We start from the raw sequence: 17,460 nt of genomic DNA, 5'->3' as shown, positions 1-17,460 counted from the left end.
CGCTTGGTCCGCCCTACTATAAGGTACAGGTGTGATGAAATGAAACCATGCATATATGACTACACGCTCGAACAGCTTCAACAGTGGATGAAAGATAACGACGAGCCGGTATTCCGCGGCGGACAGTTGTTTGATTGGCTTTATGTGAAGCGTGTAAAGAGCTTTGAAGATATGTCTAACCTATCCAAGGCGCTTCGCGATAAGCTCGAGGAGAACTTCCAGATTATTACGCTTAGCGAAATTACGAAATTCGAATCGAAGGACGGCACTGTCAAGTTTCTATTCGGTCTGCATGACGCGCACGCGATCGAAACGGTTATTATGCGTCATAATTACGGCAATAGCATCTGCGTGACGACTCAGGTCGGATGCCGAATCGGCTGTACGTTTTGCGCATCAACGCTAGGCGGCTTGAAGCGTAACCTGACAGCGGGAGAAATTGTTGCTCAAGTTGTTACTGCTCAGCAAATGCTTGACGCAACAGGCGAGCGCGTATCCAGTATCGTCATCATGGGCTCTGGAGAGCCTTTTGAAAACTATGATGCAACGATGGCTTTCCTGCGTATTATGATTCACGAAAAAGGGCTAAACATCGGTCAACGCCACATTACGGTTTCTACGAGTGGAATTGTACCAAGCATGTATAAATTCGCAGAGGAAAATACTCAAATTAACCTTGCCCTATCGATCCATGCGCCGAATGATGCGCTGCGTTCGAAGCTGATGCCGGTTAACCGCCGTTTTCCATTTGATGACGTTATGGCGGCTTGCCATAACTATATCGCGAAAACTGGCCGGAGAATTACGTTTGAGTACGCCTTGATTGGCGGAGTGAACGACCGCGCGGAGCATGCGCAAGAGCTTGCTGATGTACTTCAAGGCATGTTATGCCACGTTAATTTAATTCCTGTAAACCATGTCCCTGAACGAAATTATGTTCGGACGCCGCGCGAGGATATTTTTGAATTCCAGCGCGTACTGGAGCGGAATAAAGTGAGCGTAACGATTCGCAGGGAGCAAGGCCATGATATCGCGGCTGCCTGCGGCCAATTAAGAGCGAAACATATGGAGTCTCAGGCGAGGTGATGATTGATTGTTAACGGCTAACCGCAGTGACATCGGACGGGTTCGTCATGTCAATGAAGACCAATCATGGGTAAGTCAATTGAATAACGGGGTAACCCTTGCCATCGTAGCCGATGGCATGGGCGGTCATCAGGCTGGGGACGTAGCTAGCCAGAAGGCCGTTGATGCGTTTCGCAGCATGCTGGAGCAGAGTGCAGCGAAAGCTGATTTGTCCTTGCAAGAAGGGAAAATGCTGATTCGTCAAGCGATTTCGAAAGCGAATGAAGCTGTATTTGAGTTGGCATCCCGTAATGAAAATTACCACAATATGGGGACCACGATTGTTGCAGCATTGGTAAAGCAGGACAACGCTATTATCGGACATGTAGGCGACAGCCGCGCTTACAAAATTAAGGAAGGCGTTATTACCCAAATCACGAATGACCATACGCTTGTAAATGAATTGGTCAAATCCGGCCAGCTTAGCCCCGAAGAAGCGGCACATCATCCAAGACGCAACGTGCTGACTCGCGCAGTCGGAACGGATTCCCATGTGGACATCGAGGTTCAATCCGTGGAATGGTCCCCGCATGACGTCCTGCTGCTATGCAGCGACGGCTTATCGAATATGGTGAGCGAGCAGCAAATGCTGCAGACGGTCTCGACGGAGCAGCTGGAGCTTGAAGCAAAAGCTGATCATCTCATTCAGCTTGCGCTCCATGCCGGCGGAGACGACAATATTACAGTCGTTCTGCTGCAAGAAGCGCCTAGCACGAATCGAGAGGGGTGACAAGGATGATCGGACAGGATTTAGGCGGACGTTATGAAATTTTGACACGTATCGGCGGAGGCGGAATGGCGCTTGTATATAAAGCGCATGATGTGCTGCTGAATCGAAAGGTCGCGGTAAAAGTGCTGCGGCAGCAATTTGTGCATGACGAGGAATTTATTCGCCGATTCCGTCGTGAAGCACAGTCGGCAGCTGCGCTATCTCATCCGAACGTCGTCAGCATTTATGATGTAGGACAAGAAGATGATACGCATTATATCGTTATGGAATATATTGAAGGCCACAATTTGAACGAAATTATACAAGAGCGTGCGCCGTTGCAGACAGATGAATCGGTGCGTATTGCCATGCAAATTGCTGATGCGCTTGATCATGCCCATCAAAATCATATTATACATCGTGATATTAAGCCTCATAATATACTCATAGGTAAAAACGGACGAGTGAAGGTAACCGATTTCGGTATCGCACGGGCGGTTACATCATCGACCATAACACAGACGGGATCGGTTATCGGATCGGTTCACTATTTTTCTCCAGAACATGCCAAAGGGGTTAATACCGGAGAAAAATCGGATTTATATTCACTAGGCATCGTGCTTTATCAGATGCTGACGGCAAAGCTGCCGTTTCTGGGGGAAAGCCCGATCAGCGTAGCTTTGAAGCATCTGCAGGAAAATTTCGAGGAGCCAAGGGTCGTTAATCCGCATATTCCGCAAAGCGTGGAAAATGTCATCCTAAAAGCGATGCGCAAAAATCCGAGCGAGCGTTATGGCTCAGCCCATGAAATGCAGCTCGACTTGGATACCTGTCTTCGTCCTGAACGTTTAAAGGAACCCAAAATAACGTTTATACATGTTAACGATATGGAAGAAACGCGTGTAATGCCCGCTATTCGCGGCGATATCAGGCCAGCAGACCCCAAAGAGCGCGAACGGCCGAAAGTTGCGGCAGTCGAGGGGGAGCATGAGAACGAGCAAGCCCTGAAGTCGAAGGGCTGGAAAAAACCGCTCGCTGTTGTTGGCGTCACGCTCGGTATTCTGGGGTTAATCATTTGGGGCTTTATCTGGCTGCTCGGTGTTCTGGATGTCGCAGAGGTAAACGTGCCTTATGTCGTGGGCAAGACTGAAACCGAAGCTCGGGAGATGATTGAAGGCGCAGGGCTTAAAGTGGAAGATCCTGTTATTCATGAGCATAATAAAGAAATACCGAAGGACCAGGTAATTAGTCAATCGAAGGCGAATATGAGGGTCAAGGAAGGTTCGTTGATCCAAATTTCGGTCAGCGACGGTCCGAAGCTGGAGGAGCTTGGCAATTATGTCGGGAAATCACTTCAGACAGCGATTGATGAGCTCGGCGCATTGGGCATCACCGAGGATCAGATCGTGATTGATACGGTGTTCAGCGAGGAATCTCCGGATATGATTGTTCAACAGTCGCCAAAGGCGGGTGAACAGTACAATCCTGAATCGGTTGAATTCAATTTCATGGTCAGCAAGGGCCGCGAGACCGTTCCGATGCCGAATTTGATAGGCAAGAGCCTAGATGAGGCAAAGGATTTGATTAAGGCAAACGAACTGACGCTCGATGACGCTGATATTTTATATGAGCCGAGCTATTTGCATCAGAAAAATTATGTCATTAGCCAAGATCCATATAAACCGAAGGATCAAGTCTCCAAAGGGGCGAAGTTGTCCATTCGGGTAAGTTCTGGACCGCCGGCTGATGCGTTAGAGCATCAATTCAATATTACGATTTCACCTGCGGAAGCAGGCAAAACCAGTGAAATTCGAATTGAATACTCCGACGCGCGCGGTGAGAATATCGAATGGGATAAACGCCAAATTACCGATACGCAGACCTTCCCTGTGACTGTTGTCGTTGCGCCGGATACGGAAGCGAGAGTGACGGTCTATCGCGACAACCAGTTTATCGATACCAAGACGATCACGTATGAAGAACTAAAGCAGGGTTCAAATTCATCCACCTTGACCATTCCGGGTGAAGAAGTGCAGGCTACAGATGAGCCAGCACAAGCGGAGGTTACCGATAGCGATGAGCCAATTGAAGAAGAGCAGCAACAAGAACAGCAGCCATAATAGCAAAGAAGGTCATCTTAAGGGCACGATAGTAAAAGCGTTGAGCGGCTATTATTATGTACGAGCGGATGACACAGCATCGGATTCCGTAACGATCCAATGCCGGGCACGCGGTGTGTTTAAGAATAAAGGACTGTCGCCCTTAGTTGGCGATGTCGTTATGTACAGCTTAACGGAGAACGGGGAGGGCACCGTAGAGGAGCTTCTACCCCGCTCGTCGGAGCTTATTCGTCCACCAGTCGCTAACATTGATCTTGCCATTCTCGTATTTTCGGTGACGGAACCTGCGCTGAATTTGCAGCTGCTCGATAAGTTTCTTGTTCATATCGAGCATGCAGGTATTCCTGCGGTACTTTGTTTAAGCAAACAGGATCTAGAAAATGACGGTTTGGAAACGGAGGAGGCGCAAGCTGCGGCTGCCTCCGTTAACCGTATTTACCGTCCGCTTGGTTATGAAGTATATGGGACAAGCTCTCGCCTAGGCGAGGGCATTGCTCCGTTTCAAGAGCGGCTGCAGGGCCATATGGCCGTATTTGCCGGTCAATCAGGCGTAGGTAAGTCATCGCTGCTTAATGCCATTGTTCCAGGCCTACAGCTTGAGACCAATGAAATCAGCAATAGGCTGGGGCGCGGCAAACATACGACCAGGCATGTCGAGCTGATTGAAATCGGCGGCGGTTTGGTTGCTGATACGCCAGGGTTTAGCCAGCTGGATTTCCAGGAGTTGGGTGTTGAAGATTTAGGCTACTGCTTTGTTGAAATGCGCGAGCTTTCACCAAGCTGCAAGTTTCGCGGCTGCACGCATGTCCAAGAACCAGGCTGCGCCGTGCTGGCTGCGGTTGAGAACGGAGAAATCGAGAAAAGCAGACATGATCATTATCTGCTGTTTTTAGCAGAGATGAAAGAGAAAAAACGGAGGTACTAACAACTATGACAATTATTGCCCCTTCCATATTATCGGCTAATTTCGCACGGCTTGGAGAGGAAGTTCAAGCCGTGGAAGCGGCAGGAGCAGATTGGATTCACGTCGATGTAATGGATGGACATTTCGTTCCCAATCTAACCTTTGGACCGCCGGTCATTTCCGCGATAAGATCAGCGACCAAGCTGCCATTTGACGTGCATCTTATGATTGAGCGTCCAGAGCTATCCATCGCAGACTATATTGCAGCGGGAGCGGATCGAATTACGGTGCATGCCGAGGCCTGCGTGCATTTGCATAGAACCATTCATTATATTAAGGAAAAGGGCTTGCCGGCTGGCGTAGCCATAAATCCGGCAACACCTGTTTCTGTGTTGGAGCCGATTTTGCATGATCTTGACCTTGTGCTTATCATGACGGTTAATCCGGGATTCGGCGGTCAGAAGTTTATCCCTTACTCGCTTGTAAAGCTGCGGCAGCTGCGTGCCATGCTTGAGGAACAGGGGCTGGATGACGTTCACGTACAGGTTGATGGAGGCGTGAATTCAACGACGGCAGCAGTCATTCGCGAAGCTGGAGCCAACGTTCTTGTGGCTGGGAATGCGGTGTTTTCAGAAGAGGACCGTGCAGCAGCAATCGCGGTATTGCGTTAGGGGCCGGAATGATGAATGAGCGATTAAAAACGACGTTTTGGCTTTTGGGCTACACGTTTTTAGCAGGCCTTATGCTGACGGTTTTTTCTCTTATCGAGGATTTTTACCGGTATCTCTTTTCATTGTTAGCTTTATACATAGGCATACGTTTTTTTCGGAGATTCGAAACGCTTGGACTTCGCATAACCTTTTTTGTATTGTCGATTATTTTTTATTTGTTACTCGCTATTGTCGTTTCTGCTTTTATCTTTTTAAGAGATCATTCGGACACAATAACGGGCGCTTAATACGCTTTCCCCGCAGGCCCTCATTGGAATAGGACGAACTGATGACGCATAGGATGTTTACATGAGCGTAGGAATTTTGTCACGGATAAATTCGATGAGCGTGTCTGAGGAGGGATGAGGCATGAAATTTTATACAATCAAACTGCCTAAATTTTTGGGCGGATTCGTAAAGGCGATTTTGAATACCTTCCAAAAAAATTAGGTCAGATGCTGCAGGGCACCCTTCGGCCGTGATCGTGTAAAAGTAAAAGAAAAGCACCTGAGCGCTCAGGTGCTTTTGTCTATGGCCAAAGCCATCATTATACGCGGGTAACTTTACCGGCTTTCAGTGCGCGAGTGCTAACATAAACACGTTTCGGTTTACCGTCAACCAAGATGCGAACCTTTTGCACGTTTACGCCCCAAGAACGACGAGTTTTGTTGTTTGCGTGGGAAACGTTGTTACCTTTACCAGGTGCTTTACCTGTAAGAAAACATTTGCGGGACATGACTACACCTCCTTTAAATCTTGCGTGAGCAAAACTGATTCCATAAGTATGGCTCGTTATGCGTGAGGAAAACTTCATTCGTAAGCGAAATAACATTTAAACACACTTGAATATCGTATCATAAACATTGGTTCTGTTCAACCTAAATATACAGACAAGGCCTTTTTTCATGGCATTTATAGCTTGCAAACCCTCAGAAAGACTGGATTTTTTGATCGGACTTCTATAAAGGAGCCGTTTATAGTACAATGATACTTAGTCCATAATATATACAGTAAGGGAGTGTATTTCCATGTCACTGCAGCTAAGCACCGAACTCGGTTCCATACATGTTTCTGACCATTGCATAGCCATTATTGCCGGCTCTGCGGCCATGGATTGTTATGGACTTGTCGGAATGGCTTCTCGCAAACAGCTGAAGGACGGAATTGCCGAGTTGCTCGGACGAGATAATCTAACTCGCGGCGTTGAAGTTAGACGGGTAAATGAAAAATTGCATATTGACCTCTACATCATCGTAAGCTATGGAACAAAAATTTCCGAGGTAGCGCATAATATTCAATCCAAAGTAAAATATGTGCTGAATGACGTGATCGGTCTACAAGTGGAAGAAGTCCATATAATTGTGCAGGATGTCAGGGTACTTAAGTAACAGGGAGGGAACTTTCGTTGAGTAAGCGCTTTATAAACGGATCTGATTTTGCCGCAATGGCACTGCTCGGCGCGGATTATTTACAGCGTAACGCAGAGCACGTTAACGCCTTAAATGTATTTCCAGTGCCGGATGGCGACACGGGAACAAACATGAATTTAACGATGTCCTCCGGCGTTCGCGAGCTCCGCAGCAAGCCGTCAAACAGCATTGGGAAGGCGACAGAGGCTTTATCCAAAGGGCTGCTGATGGGCGCTCGCGGAAACTCTGGCGTTATTCTGTCGCAGCTGTTCCGAGGTTTCTCCAGATCGCTTGCCGGTCTTGAAGAGGCTGGAACGGTACAGCTTGCCGCTGCTTTGCAATACGGTGTTGACCTCGCTTATAAAGCTGTCGTAAAACCAGTAGAAGGAACGATTCTTACCGTTGCCAAGGAAGCTGCCAAGCATGCCGTACAGTATGCCCGCAGAACAAACGATGTCGCTGAGCTGATGCAGGAGGTTCACCATAAGGCATATGAGGCACTCCAGCGTACGCCTGATCTATTGCCAGTGCTAAAACAGGTTGGCGTAGTCGATTCTGGCGGACAAGGTCTCGTATTTATTTATGAAGGTTTCTTACGCAGCCTTATCGATGTTGACGGGCAGCTTGATTCCTTTTCCATGGCTTCAGAAGCGGCTCCGCCTGAAGAGGTAGCTGTTCCTACTACTGCTCCTCCCGTTCGTAAGCAAGAGCCAACCTCGGCGCAATCACGTTTATCGACGGAAGCTATCGAATTTTTATATGACATGGAATTTTTTATTAATCGCAAGCTGTCCGGCCAAGCGGGAGCGTTTTTTGATGAATCCGCTTACAAACGCGCGCTTAGCAAAGACGGCGATTCTATATTAGTCATTACGGAAGACGATATTATCAAGGTGCATGTGCACTCGCGCAAACCGGGGGATGTTCTTAATCTATCACTTCCTCACGGAGAATTAACCGATATCCATATCCTCAACATGCGTGAGCAGCATCGTGATTTGCTCGAGCATGAGCAATTGGATACGAGCGTTGCAGACTTTTCTGCGGCTGAGCTGCTTGCAGGTCAAGCGGTTCAAGGGGTTCCGCCGGGACAAGTGTTCGAAAAGGCGCCTTTTGGCATTATCGCAGTCGCGTTAGGCGAAGGGATTGCTGATATTTTCCTGGAAAATGAAGTAGATACGGTGTTGTCTGGCGGCCAAACGATGAATCCGAGCACCGAGGATTTTGTAAAAGCAATCGAGGCTTTGTCAGCGGATCACATTTACATACTTCCGAATAACGGAAATATTATTTTGGCGGCTGAACAGGCTGCTGAGCTTAGCGAGCGAAGCGTTACCGTAATCCCAACCCGTACGATTCCGCAGGGCTTGGCGGCGGTTCTTGCTTTTAAAGAAGAAGAAACGGCTGAGCGCAACAGTGTTTGGATGAAAAATGCCGCGGAACAAGTTATCTCGGGGCAGGTAACGAAGGCTGTACGGGATACGACCATTGAAGGCGTGGACATCCACGAAGGCGATTATATCGGCATTAAGGAGAAAACGATCGTTGTATCGAATGCGAGCTTACTGGAAGCCTGCCAAACGCTTATCGCGAGCATGATGGATTCCTCCGGAGATTTGTTAACGATTCTATCCGGCGAGGAAGCGGATGCTGCGGAGACGGCATCGCTTTGCGAATGGGTAGGGGAGCAGTATCCTGAGCTGGAGCTAGAAGTGCAAAAGGGCGGACAACCGCTCTATCCTTATGTTTTTGCCTTGGAATAAAGCTATATACGTATAATGCTGGGAGGGTATGACAATGGGGAAGGTCCGAATCGTAACGGATAGCACGGCCGACATTCCGGATGAAGTTAAAGAGCGTTTGGGGATATCCATTGTTCCCCTCAAGGTGCTCTTTGGCGAAGAGACATTTCTAGACTCGGTGACGATAAAATCGGAGCAATTCTATGAAAAGCTAGCACAGTCTGCTGTGCTCCCCACCACATCGCAGCCATCGCCGCTTGAGTTCTCAGATGTATACGGGCGGCTGCTCGCAGAAGACGCTGATTCCCCTATTATTTCACTTCATTTATCAGCGGCGCTCAGCGGGACCTTTCAGTCAGCGGTCATCGCACATTCTATGCTGGAGGAAGAAGCTGATATTACGATTCTGGACTCCAGGTCGGCGTCTTACGGGTTTGGGATGCGTGTCGTAAAAGCGGCGGAAATGGCGCAAGCAGGGGAATCAAAGGAACGGATTATAGCGGCGATCGAGCAGCTTGAGCGCGATATGAATTTATATTTTCTTGTTGATACATTGGAATATTTGCAGAAGGGCGGTCGGATCGGGAAAGCCTCGGCGTTGATCGGTTCGATCCTTAATATTAAACCTATTTTGTCATTGGATTCGGAAGGTGTCGTGCTTGCGGTTGATAAAGTACGCGGTACCAAGAAAGCGATGGCGCGTATCATAGAGCTGCTGAAGCAGACGTACGGCGATGAGCCGGTTGGCATAACAATGGCTTACTCTTTCCGCAAGGATACGGCAGAGGAGCTTTGTGAGCTTCTAAAGAGCCAATTCAATGTACAAGCGATTAACTGGACGACGATTGGCGCGGTTATCGGAACACACACCGGACCAGGCGCATCAGCCGTGTTTATGTACAGGATGTGATATTATGATGACGCTGGATCAAATTTCTGTTCGGCAAATCAAAGGCGTGAGTGCTCCTAAGGAACAGGAGCTTCACGCCTTTGGCGTTAAAACTGTTGCTGATATCCTCGATTATTTTCCGTTTCGTTATGAGGATTATCGAATTCGCGAGCTGACAGATGTCAAGGAAGGCGAAAAAGTGACGGTGCTGGGGCATGTCAGGGGCATTCCCTTATTGCAGCGCTATGGCAAAAGCAAATCAAGACTGACTTGTAAAGTAGAGATCGGGCAATGGCTGGTTACGGCAGTCTGGTTTAATCGGCATTTTCTGCAGGATCAGCTGACCATTGGCCGAGAGATTATGCTGACCGGCAAGTGGGAACAGCAGCGCCTGCAAATGACGGTATCAGACTCGGAATTTCCAGGCAGCGGCGGTGCTGCGAAGACGGGAACACTTCAGCCTGTATACTCCGTCGGGGGAAGCATTACGCAGCCTTGGATGCGGAAAACGGTCCGCCAAGCCTTGACACAATATGGAATGATGATAGAAGAGCTGCTGCCGCAGGTGCTTGTCCGCCAGCATGATTTGATGGCTAGGCGGGACGCCGTGCAGCGCATTCATCTACCCGATGATACGAAGGAAGGGCAGGAGGCCCGCAGAAGGCTGGTTTATGAGGAGCTCTTCTTGTTCCAGCTTAAGCTGCAAGCTTACCGAGCGCTTAACCGCAAGCGCAATGACGGTATTGCACACCGTATTGAGAGCGAGACGATCCGTCAATTTGCCGCTACATTGCCGTTTGAACTGACGGATGCGCAGAAGAAGGTCGTTAATGAAATCTGCGTCGATATGAGAAGGCCCTCATGCATGAACCGTCTGCTGCAGGGAGACGTTGGCTCAGGTAAAACGGTCGTCTCCGCGATTGCTCTTTATTGTGCGGTTAAGTCCGGGCATCAAGGCGCTTTGATGGTGCCGACCGAAATACTGGCCGATCAGCATATGCGATCGCTCACGAGAATGTTTGCAGAGCTCGGTATCCAGGTGGCCCTGCTAACGGGCAGTCTGACTGATCGCAAACGGAGGGATGTACTCGCCGGGATGCAGATGGGAATTATCGATATCGTTGTCGGCACGCATGCGCTTATTCAGGATGATGTTTTTTTTCGCAGCTTGGGACTCGTGGTCGTTGACGAGCAGCATCGTTTCGGCGTCAACCAACGAAGCGTTCTGCGCCGAAAAGGAATGAATCCCGATGTGCTTACGATGACCGCTACACCAATCCCGAGAACGATGGCGATTACGGCGTTTGGAGATATGGATGTGTCGACGATTCGCGAGCGCCCGCATGGACGTAAGCCGATCAAGACGTATTGGGTAAAGCACACCATGATGGAGCGTGTGCTGGGCTTTATTCGGAAAGAGGTAAACAAAGGCCGGCAGGCTTATATTATTTGTCCTTTGATTGAAGAATCAGAGAAGCTTGACGTTCAAAATGCGATTGACCTTTACGTGCAGACACAGCAGTCGTTTCCAGATCTGCGCGTCGGTTTATTGCACGGCCGGTTATCGGCAGCGGAGAAGGAAACGGTCATGGGCGCCTTCGGCGCAAACGAAACGCATGTGCTGGTGGCGACAACTGTGGTCGAGGTTGGCGTGGACGTGCCTAATGCGACGCTCATGATCATTATGGACGCGGAGCGCTTCGGCTTGTCCCAGCTGCATCAACTGCGGGGGAGGGTTGGCCGGGGCGAGCATCAGTCGCATTGTATTCTGGTAGCCGATCCGAAGTCGGAAACCGGGCGTGAGCGCATGAAGGTCATGACGGATACGGATGATGGCTTTGAAGTGTCTAGGCGCGATCTGGAAATTCGCGGTCCTGGTGATTTTTTTGGCACGAAGCAAAGCGGGCTGCCTGAATTCCGTTTAGCGGATATGGTAGCAGACTATGAGATGCTCGAGCTTGCTAGGGAAGATGCCGCTGAAATGACCGAACGCGATGATTTTTGGTCAAATGACTCCTTTGAGAGAGTACGAAGCGTTTTGCGTAAGGATCAATTTTTTCAAGGCGAACAGCTGGACTAGGCAATAATTCCCTCCTCTCGGCATATAGTTTAACAATGTGACGGGATTGCCGGATGGAGGTGTCGAGGCAGTGAGTTACCAAAACTATGGAATTCGGCCGCAGTTGGTCGAGCGCATCAAATACAAAATGAAAAACCCAGTTGTTAAGGATCGTATCAGGCAGCTGCTGGGAAATGTGACGAAGTATGATTTGCAGGATCGGCCAAAGGTGAGGAAGCTTGTGAAGGCAGCAGCGGTTATTTTGCAGGAACAGCTTACCGATACGCAGGAGGACCAGATCGTTGCTTTTGTCATGGGGCAAAAAATCGATCCCAACAACACGTTTCACTTGTTGAAGCTTTGGGGAATGTTTCGCTGACCGCTTGAGGTCAGCGATTTTTTTTGTTCCGTGCAGCGGCCTCAGCGCTGTTCTTGGCGGCTACCATAGCTCCAGCTGCTCATCGGCTTTATAAGGTTCAATTAATGAAGGCTCATCATTGCGGACACTTCCGACAGCAGCGGAAACCGTATACGCCTCGAGCTCTTCTGCCCTGTAGGGTTTAAACAAGGGCGTCAGCGCTGCGATGTCAGTTACCGCGCGATTTAACCAGAGCTGCTCGTCCTCAGGACGCAAAATAACCGGCATACGATCATGTATAGGGGCAACGAGCTCATTGGGGGTTGTTGTTAAAATCGTGCAGCTGTTGATTTTTGTTCCCTCAGGCGATATCCATGTCTCAAAGAGACCGGCCATACTGAACAGTGCCCGGCTCTTCAGCACGATTCGCATAGGCTGCTTCCCCTGCGCCGTCGCTTTCCACTCATAAAACCCGTCGGCCGGTATGAGGCAGCGCTTGCGCTGCAGCGGCTTCTGGAAGGCTGGCTTGCTGGCCGCCGTCTCAGAGCGAGCGTTAAGCATCTGAAAGCCAATCTTTGGATTGTCAGCCCAAGGCGGAACAAGTCCCCATTTTAGCTCTCCTAATCGGTTGCTCTGCCCATCGTTTATGATCGTCAGCACCTGCTGGCTCGGAGCTATATTATATTTTGGACGGTGAAACGGCACCATTGTCTCCCCGATCATATATCTAACCATCAGCTCCTCCAGCGTGACGGTGAGTGTGTATCTTCCGCACATGACTGCTGTCTCCTTCCCTTATGCTTGCTTTTATTATACAACGCGGTCAGCTGCGGCGCATATGTTGCATACACGGTATGACGATCAGTATGGTGGCAAATACTGGTTATATAGGATGATGCGAGCATCAAGCTTCATATAGTCAATGACGTTGAACAGGGGCGCTTACGATGGGCAATAAGAATGGGGTAAGAACATACCGCCGGTCATTCGGCTACTGGCTCCGGCAGCTGCTGGCGCTTCCTGGCGCGGCGCTTGACTATGCGGCGGGAAAATGGGCGGCCATGAGTGCATCGCATGCGATGATGGCGGAGGCGATTCCGCTTCAGCTCTCGATTTCGACTGCTGCGAAGCTAAAGCATGCATGGTCTAAACAGAGCGTATTCCCTGACCCTGCGGCGGCAGAAGGCTGGAAAGAACGGGACCACGCACTCGTTGCGCGAATCCGCGCGGAGACGGCTGCCTGCAACCGTAATAATGTGACGCGTACAGAAGCTTACCGTAACGTATACTTCCGTACGCCAGAGCTGCATTGGGCGCTGCTTGCCCATATGGTATCCCGCAATGGCGGCTGGAATATGACAGATTTGCAAGGAGAGTGGCTTCCTTGGCTGCTGAATGCAGAGCAGAGGGAGGCGGTGTTCCGATTTTTAGAGCAGGCAAACGCTTTGATTTTTCAAGATGCATATCCTCAGCTGCTGTTGTACGAGTGGAGCCGGCGCGAGGGAAGGAGCTTGTTCCATTTGCTGCCTGCCTTTGGCGTATCGGTGTTCATGGCACCTGTCTGGAAGCAGTTCTGGCGAGATCGAGACGCAGTGCCGCTAACGATTGCGTTAATCGTAAATGAGCAGCATTATATCGAGCAGCGGGTCGTGCAGCATCCGTATTATCGCGAAAAAGTGCTGCATACGTTATTTTTTGGACTGCAGTCCCTGCTTCAGCTGAACGGCGTTATTTTTCCTTATGGAACAGGGCAAGCAAGAGGCGAAGGAGTCTCCGTACTGAAGCTCTCAGGTCTTATTCTGGAACAGTTCGAAAATTTACCGGAGCGGATTGAATTCGGCAAGCGCCTGTATGCGATGCTGTTTGGCATTCCGCGTGTGTATGAAGGCGCGAGATGCTTTGCAGGCGCCGTAAAGCATACAGGATCGCGTGCGGACTATGCGCCGCATATGTTCTCACGCGTGCGCCATCAGCTTCCTCAGAGCATCTATAAGGAGCGCCTGCTTGGCGGGCGATTGAGGCTGGGGGCGGAACCGCTGTACAGTCCGGAGCTGGGCGCAGCGTGGAGCGATCAGCCGCTAGAGGCCCCGGATACTGGCGATTGGTTCAAATCGGTAAACGAGGTGTGGCCGTATTTCCAAAAGCTGCCATTGCCCCATTCCTTCGAGATTACGAATGAATACGGTCTCATGCTGAACAAGATCGAACTGGCGGTGCTCGCGATGCAGCGGGGGAAATGAAGTCCTATACTTAAGTCGAGTACAAAACCATCCTGCAGGTTCAAATAGAAATCAAACCTGCGTCCGTTAAAGATGTAATATCCTTCCTGTAAAGTGAGAGTCATCAACTCATGACAGGAAGGGTGTTTAAATTGAATAATCAAACAGGTAGCGGACTGCATCCGGCAGTCAAGTTTTTTGAAGGAGAGAAGTCCTTGGTGCTTACCGGACTGCTCGGATTTTTGCTTGCGGGGATATGCGGGGTATGGGGAATGCTGAACGGGGGAGCCGTAGCCCCGGACGGGGATGTATTGAAAGCATTTTCCTTTAATGCTGCTCTGGGCATATTTTTGCTATCCACGGCGGCAGTCCTTCCATTTTCGGGAATGGGGAAGAAGAGTAAAGGTTTTTTTCGATGGTCCTATATTGTACTGGCGTTTTATTCCTATTTTGCAGAAACCGTTCAAAATTTCCGCGGAGTAAATCCGAGGTTCGTACAGAACGGAACAGCTTTTGATGTAGCTGTCGGTTCAATCTTTACATTAGTTGCACTTTTGCTGGTATTGTTTTATGGCTTCTTGGCTATTCAATATTTCCGTAAAAAAGCTTACTTGATCCGTCCGGAGCTTGTGTTCAGTATTCGTTATGCGATGATTGCGATCATGGTCTCCTTTGCGGCGGGGCTCTGGATTTCTTTTAACCAAGGGCGGCTCGTTGGCCTGCACGGAAATATTATTTGGCTCCATGGGCTCGGTTTCCATGCGCTGCAGGCTCTGCCTTTTGTAGCCTGGCTGACTGAACGCCAATCGCTTACTTCTCCCGTTCGGCGAACGTCGATTCATATAACCGGTGCCACTTATTTGCTTGGATTAGCATTGACCGGCTGGCAAACGTATCTTGGAAATTCTATTTTTGAGTGGTCCCTGCTTCCCGTTCTTGCCGCTGGCTGTTTCCTTGCCGCATTAGTGCCTGCCATCCTTATGCTGCGTCAAAAAAATTTTATTGATAAAAGTTTGTAGCCATAATACTCCATTCATTCCGGCAGCCCTTGGCCCGATTAATCAGGCCAAGGCTGCCGCTTTGTTTATAAAATGGGTCAGACTTATTATTCCTGAACAGACACGCCTTCAATATCCTGAATCGAGAACCACTCGCCATCGACCATGAAGCGGCCTTTCAGCTGGTCAATCCGTTCTACGATGCCGATGACCGCGAGCTCTTCGAGCGGGTGGAACAAACGGAGCGCAATCGGCTGCTGCAGCTGCAGCGACTCCGTCACGGAGCGGGCCACATGCTCCCATTCCTGCTCGTCAAGCTCCACGCGCTCCCGCAGCCGTAAACTCTTCTCATGCTCATTAATCGCGACCTTGTGCTCGGGCAGCATCATGCGGCTAGATTCCCAAAGCCCGTTTCCTACAAGCTTTTTTCTCATTTGTAATGTCCTCCGATCTTCTCCGAGCGATGGAGCGCTTGACCGGCCGGCGTAACGGACACCGCTCTCAAAATAACGGCGTCTCCGTACTTTTGCTTCAGGGCGTCCGTCGCTTTCTCAAGCGCCATTGTTTTCTCGCGCTGCGTGTCGAATAAAGAAAGCTGATATTCGTCATCCTGGGAAAATTGCGACAGGCTGACGCCAACCTTCCTCACCGGATAGCCGTCCCAGTGCCGCAGCACCAGCTGGATGGCGGCGCGATAAACCTGATTGGTGATGTTCGTTGGATCGTCCATTTTCATTTGCCGGCTGAAGCCGGTCGGCCGATCATAATCGGCGCCCATCAAGCCAACCGAAACGACATGCCCCATATACCCTTTGCCTCGGCAGCGCTGGCATACGAGCTCAGTCAGCTCGAGCAGCACGACCTTGATTTCCTCAAGCGTTCCATAGTCGCGCGGCAGCGTCATCATATGCCCTACCGCCTTCGGAGCGACCTCATGCGTCCCCGGGGTAACGGGGCTATTATCGATTCCATTGGCGATATTCCAGTATAACTCCGCGTTGATATCAGAGTTTTTGCCAAGCTTGCGGCGCATCATCAGCTTCAGCTTATCAAGCGGCGTCGCGGCGAGCTTGCCGATTGTCTCCAGCCCCATGAACTGAAAATGCCTCGTCATCCGGCTGCCGACCATGAACATCTTGGAAATGGGCAGGGTCCATAGTGTTTCAGGAAGCTTTTCTTTTGTCAAAATATAGATCCCGGAATCGTTTTTCTTCGCGTAGTTGTCACAGGCCGTCTTCGCTAACATTTTGTTCTCCGCAATGCCGAAGCGGGTGTATATGCCAAGCTCGGCTTGAATGCGGGTTTGGATGTGATGCGCCAGCTCCTCCGGCGAGCCGTATAAATGGAGCGAGCCTGTCACATCGAGAAACTGCTCATCGATGGAATAGGGCTCAACGAGGTCGGTATAAGCTTGGTAAATGCGCGTAATCGTCATCGAAATGTCAATGTACAGCTGCATTCGCGGCCGGATGATGACTAAATTCGGGCATTTCGCAAGCGAATCGCCGAGCCGCTCGGCCGTCGTTACCCCAAATGACTTGGCGATGGGGCAAGCTGCCAAAATAATGCCTGATCGGCGCTCGGGATCCCCCGCAACGACAAGCGGAAAATCGTGGTACTCGGGATGCTCCGCCTTCTCGACGGATGCATAAAAGGATTGGCAATCTGCAAGCATAATCACTTTATTAGGAGACATCGCGGCTCACCAGCTCTGCCGCTAATACATTAGCTGCGAGAAAGACGCGCTGTGCGCCGGAGTCGAGACAAAAGGCTCTGATATAGCCGTCTCTGACCGAGAGAACCCGAATTCTCCGCTTCGTAAACACTCCTTTTTTGCTTATATAAATGACATCAACGACACAACCGATCGTATTGAACCATTTTTCCAATGTCATGATGCTCCTCCTTCAAGGTAAGAACGTTTGTTCTTATTATATACAGAACATGAGTTCGTATACTACAGGATTTTTGTGGTTATTTTTGACAAGGGCTGGTTGTTGGTTCATCGGGACAGCAGGAAGCCAATTTGCGTACTCGACGAGGGATATAAGTCCGGATTCGATCTCCGAGGGGGTAAGTTTCCTGAGGGTAAGAATGCAATTCGTATGCTGCCGGGTGCGAATGAAATCATACGAGGAAGAGGGCAGTTCAATACGGACTGTCCTCTTTCCTGTATGCCTTGGATAATACCGTACATATTTAAACCCATAATGCGCCA

Annotated in this window: 18 protein-coding genes; 13 read left to right on the top strand and 5 right to left on the bottom strand. The window is 49.9% G+C overall.

The genetic code is table 11. The features are described 5' to 3' along the window. Positions 1-39 precede the first annotated feature (39 nt). The 6 genes from rlmN to spoVM all read left to right on the top strand — a co-directional run bounded on the left by rlmN (position 40) and on the right by spoVM (position 6,018). On the top strand, positions 40-1,086 hold the full coding sequence (gene rlmN / locus RCO25_RS02860; protein WP_308994627.1) for a dual-specificity RNA methyltransferase RlmN: 1,047 nt from the start codon (positions 40-42) through the stop codon (positions 1,084-1,086). Positions 1,087-1,093: 7 nt separating this feature from the next. Then, a complete protein-coding gene (locus tag RCO25_RS02855; protein WP_308994626.1) occupies positions 1,094-1,855 on the top strand; it encodes a Stp1/IreP family PP2C-type Ser/Thr phosphatase in 762 nt (253 codons plus the stop codon). Between the two features lie 5 nt (positions 1,856-1,860). Next, the gene (pknB, locus tag RCO25_RS02850; RefSeq protein ID WP_308994625.1) at positions 1,861-3,954 is read left to right on the top strand and encodes a Stk1 family PASTA domain-containing Ser/Thr kinase; all 2,094 of its coding nucleotides are present in this window, start codon (positions 1,861-1,863) and stop codon (positions 3,952-3,954) included. Continuing rightward, complete coding sequence (gene rsgA / locus RCO25_RS02845) at positions 3,911-4,879, top strand: ribosome small subunit-dependent GTPase A (protein WP_308994624.1); 969 nt, start codon at positions 3,911-3,913, stop codon at positions 4,877-4,879. Before pknB ends, rsgA begins: the two co-directional genes overlap by 44 nt. 5 nt (positions 4,880-4,884) lie before the next feature. Continuing rightward, positions 4,885-5,529: a ribulose-phosphate 3-epimerase gene (gene rpe, locus RCO25_RS02840; protein ID WP_308994623.1), complete on the top strand. Its 645-nt coding sequence runs from the start codon at positions 4,885-4,887 to the stop codon at positions 5,527-5,529. Positions 5,530-5,937: 408 nt separating this feature from the next. Beyond that, positions 5,938-6,018, top strand: coding sequence for a stage V sporulation protein SpoVM (spoVM, locus tag RCO25_RS02835; RefSeq protein WP_010345573.1), 81 nt, complete (start codon positions 5,938-5,940; stop codon positions 6,016-6,018). A 97-nt stretch (positions 6,019-6,115) separates the two neighbouring features. On the opposite strand, the gene rpmB is transcribed toward spoVM, so the two are convergent. Continuing rightward, positions 6,116-6,304, bottom strand: a complete 189-nt coding sequence (rpmB, locus tag RCO25_RS02830) for a 50S ribosomal protein L28 (RefSeq protein WP_053375639.1) — start codon at positions 6,302-6,304, stop codon at positions 6,116-6,118. A gap of 292 nt (positions 6,305-6,596) precedes the next feature. Here rpmB and RCO25_RS02825 point away from each other — a divergent pair, with 292 nt between their 5' ends. From RCO25_RS02825 to RCO25_RS02805, 5 genes are all read left to right on the top strand, one after another. Continuing rightward, positions 6,597-6,956, top strand: a complete 360-nt coding sequence (locus RCO25_RS02825; protein ID WP_308994622.1) for an Asp23/Gls24 family envelope stress response protein — start codon at positions 6,597-6,599, stop codon at positions 6,954-6,956. 56 nt (positions 6,957-7,012) lie between these two features. Further along, on the top strand, positions 7,013-8,740 hold the full coding sequence (locus tag RCO25_RS02820) for a DAK2 domain-containing protein (RefSeq protein WP_308994734.1): 1,728 nt from the start codon (positions 7,013-7,015) through the stop codon (positions 8,738-8,740). 34 nt (positions 8,741-8,774) lie between these two features. Next, complete coding sequence (locus tag RCO25_RS02815; protein ID WP_308994621.1) at positions 8,775-9,629, top strand: DegV family protein; 855 nt, start codon at positions 8,775-8,777, stop codon at positions 9,627-9,629. A gap of 7 nt (positions 9,630-9,636) precedes the next feature. Then, complete coding sequence (gene recG / locus RCO25_RS02810) at positions 9,637-11,688, top strand: ATP-dependent DNA helicase RecG (protein ID WP_308994733.1); 2,052 nt, start codon at positions 9,637-9,639, stop codon at positions 11,686-11,688. 70 nt (positions 11,689-11,758) lie between these two features. Then, on the top strand, positions 11,759-12,046 hold the full coding sequence (locus tag RCO25_RS02805) for a stage VI sporulation protein F (RefSeq protein ID WP_183561882.1): 288 nt from the start codon (positions 11,759-11,761) through the stop codon (positions 12,044-12,046). 60 nt (positions 12,047-12,106) lie between these two features. On the opposite strand, the gene RCO25_RS02800 is transcribed toward RCO25_RS02805, so the two are convergent. Beyond that, the gene (locus RCO25_RS02800) at positions 12,107-12,802 is read right to left on the bottom strand and encodes an SOS response-associated peptidase (RefSeq protein WP_308994620.1); all 696 of its coding nucleotides are present in this window, start codon (positions 12,800-12,802) and stop codon (positions 12,107-12,109) included. Between the two features lie 170 nt (positions 12,803-12,972). On the opposite strand from RCO25_RS02800, the gene RCO25_RS02795 reads away from it, so the two are divergent. Both RCO25_RS02795 and RCO25_RS02790 read left to right on the top strand, forming a co-directional pair. Further along, positions 12,973-14,265 carry a DUF2515 domain-containing protein gene (locus tag RCO25_RS02795; protein WP_308994619.1) on the top strand — a complete coding sequence of 431 codons (1,293 nt, stop codon included), beginning with the start codon at positions 12,973-12,975 and terminating at the stop codon, positions 14,263-14,265. Positions 14,266-14,396: 131 nt separating this feature from the next. Then, a complete protein-coding gene (locus tag RCO25_RS02790) occupies positions 14,397-15,263 on the top strand; it encodes a hypothetical protein (protein WP_308994618.1) in 867 nt (288 codons plus the stop codon). Positions 15,264-15,349: 86 nt separating this feature from the next. On the opposite strand, the gene RCO25_RS02785 is transcribed toward RCO25_RS02790, so the two are convergent. Genes RCO25_RS02785 through RCO25_RS02775 form a run of 3 tightly spaced genes read right to left on the bottom strand, consistent with a single transcriptional unit; the run spans position 15,350 to position 17,137 of the window. Beyond that, a complete protein-coding gene (locus RCO25_RS02785) occupies positions 15,350-15,676 on the bottom strand; it encodes a YolD-like family protein (protein ID WP_308994617.1) in 327 nt (108 codons plus the stop codon). Continuing rightward, positions 15,673-16,938, bottom strand: a complete 1,266-nt coding sequence (locus RCO25_RS02780) for a DNA polymerase IV (protein ID WP_308994616.1) — start codon at positions 16,936-16,938, stop codon at positions 15,673-15,675. The genes RCO25_RS02785 and RCO25_RS02780 overlap by 4 nt, the downstream gene beginning before the upstream one ends. Further along, positions 16,928-17,137 (bottom strand): hypothetical protein, encoded by a 210-nt coding sequence (locus RCO25_RS02775; protein ID WP_308994615.1) that lies wholly within the window; start codon positions 17,135-17,137, stop codon positions 16,928-16,930. The genes RCO25_RS02780 and RCO25_RS02775 overlap by 11 nt, the downstream gene beginning before the upstream one ends. Positions 17,138-17,460: the final 323 nt, after the last annotated feature.

Origin of the sequence: Paenibacillus sp. LHD-38 (assembly GCF_031157315.1) — a bacterium.
Lineage (GTDB): Bacteria > Bacillota > Bacilli > Paenibacillales > Paenibacillaceae > Pristimantibacillus.
This window is presented reverse-complemented; position numbering and strand designations above follow the sequence as displayed.

Excerpts from the sequence above, each read along its gene's own strand:
- rlmN (WP_308994627.1), top strand. The coding sequence starts at position 40 with ATGAAACCATGCATATATGACTACACGCTCGAACAGCTTCAACAGTGG.
- pknB (WP_308994625.1), top strand. The coding sequence starts at position 1,861 with ATGATCGGACAGGATTTAGGCGGACGTTATGAAATTTTGACACGTATC.
- rsgA (WP_308994624.1), top strand. The coding sequence starts at position 3,911 with ATGAGCCAATTGAAGAAGAGCAGCAACAAGAACAGCAGCCATAATAGC.
- rpe (WP_308994623.1), top strand. The coding sequence starts at position 4,885 with ATGACAATTATTGCCCCTTCCATATTATCGGCTAATTTCGCACGGCTT.
- spoVM (WP_010345573.1), top strand. The coding sequence starts at position 5,938 with ATGAAATTTTATACAATCAAACTGCCTAAATTTTTGGGCGGATTCGTA.
- rpmB (WP_053375639.1), bottom strand. The coding sequence starts at position 6,304 with ATGTCCCGCAAATGTTTTCTTACAGGTAAAGCACCTGGTAAAGGTAAC.
- RCO25_RS02825 (WP_308994622.1), top strand. The coding sequence starts at position 6,597 with ATGTCACTGCAGCTAAGCACCGAACTCGGTTCCATACATGTTTCTGAC.
- RCO25_RS02820 (WP_308994734.1), top strand. The coding sequence starts at position 7,013 with ATGGCACTGCTCGGCGCGGATTATTTACAGCGTAACGCAGAGCACGTT.
- RCO25_RS02815 (WP_308994621.1), top strand. The coding sequence starts at position 8,775 with ATGGGGAAGGTCCGAATCGTAACGGATAGCACGGCCGACATTCCGGAT.
- recG (WP_308994733.1), top strand. The coding sequence starts at position 9,637 with ATGACGCTGGATCAAATTTCTGTTCGGCAAATCAAAGGCGTGAGTGCT.
- RCO25_RS02800 (WP_308994620.1), bottom strand. The coding sequence starts at position 12,802 with ATGTGCGGAAGATACACACTCACCGTCACGCTGGAGGAGCTGATGGTT.
- RCO25_RS02795 (WP_308994619.1), top strand. The coding sequence starts at position 12,973 with ATGGGCAATAAGAATGGGGTAAGAACATACCGCCGGTCATTCGGCTAC.
- RCO25_RS02785 (WP_308994617.1), bottom strand. The coding sequence starts at position 15,676 with ATGAGAAAAAAGCTTGTAGGAAACGGGCTTTGGGAATCTAGCCGCATG.
- RCO25_RS02780 (WP_308994616.1), bottom strand. The coding sequence starts at position 16,938 with ATGTCTCCTAATAAAGTGATTATGCTTGCAGATTGCCAATCCTTTTAT.
- RCO25_RS02775 (WP_308994615.1), bottom strand. The coding sequence starts at position 17,137 with ATGACATTGGAAAAATGGTTCAATACGATCGGTTGTGTCGTTGATGTC.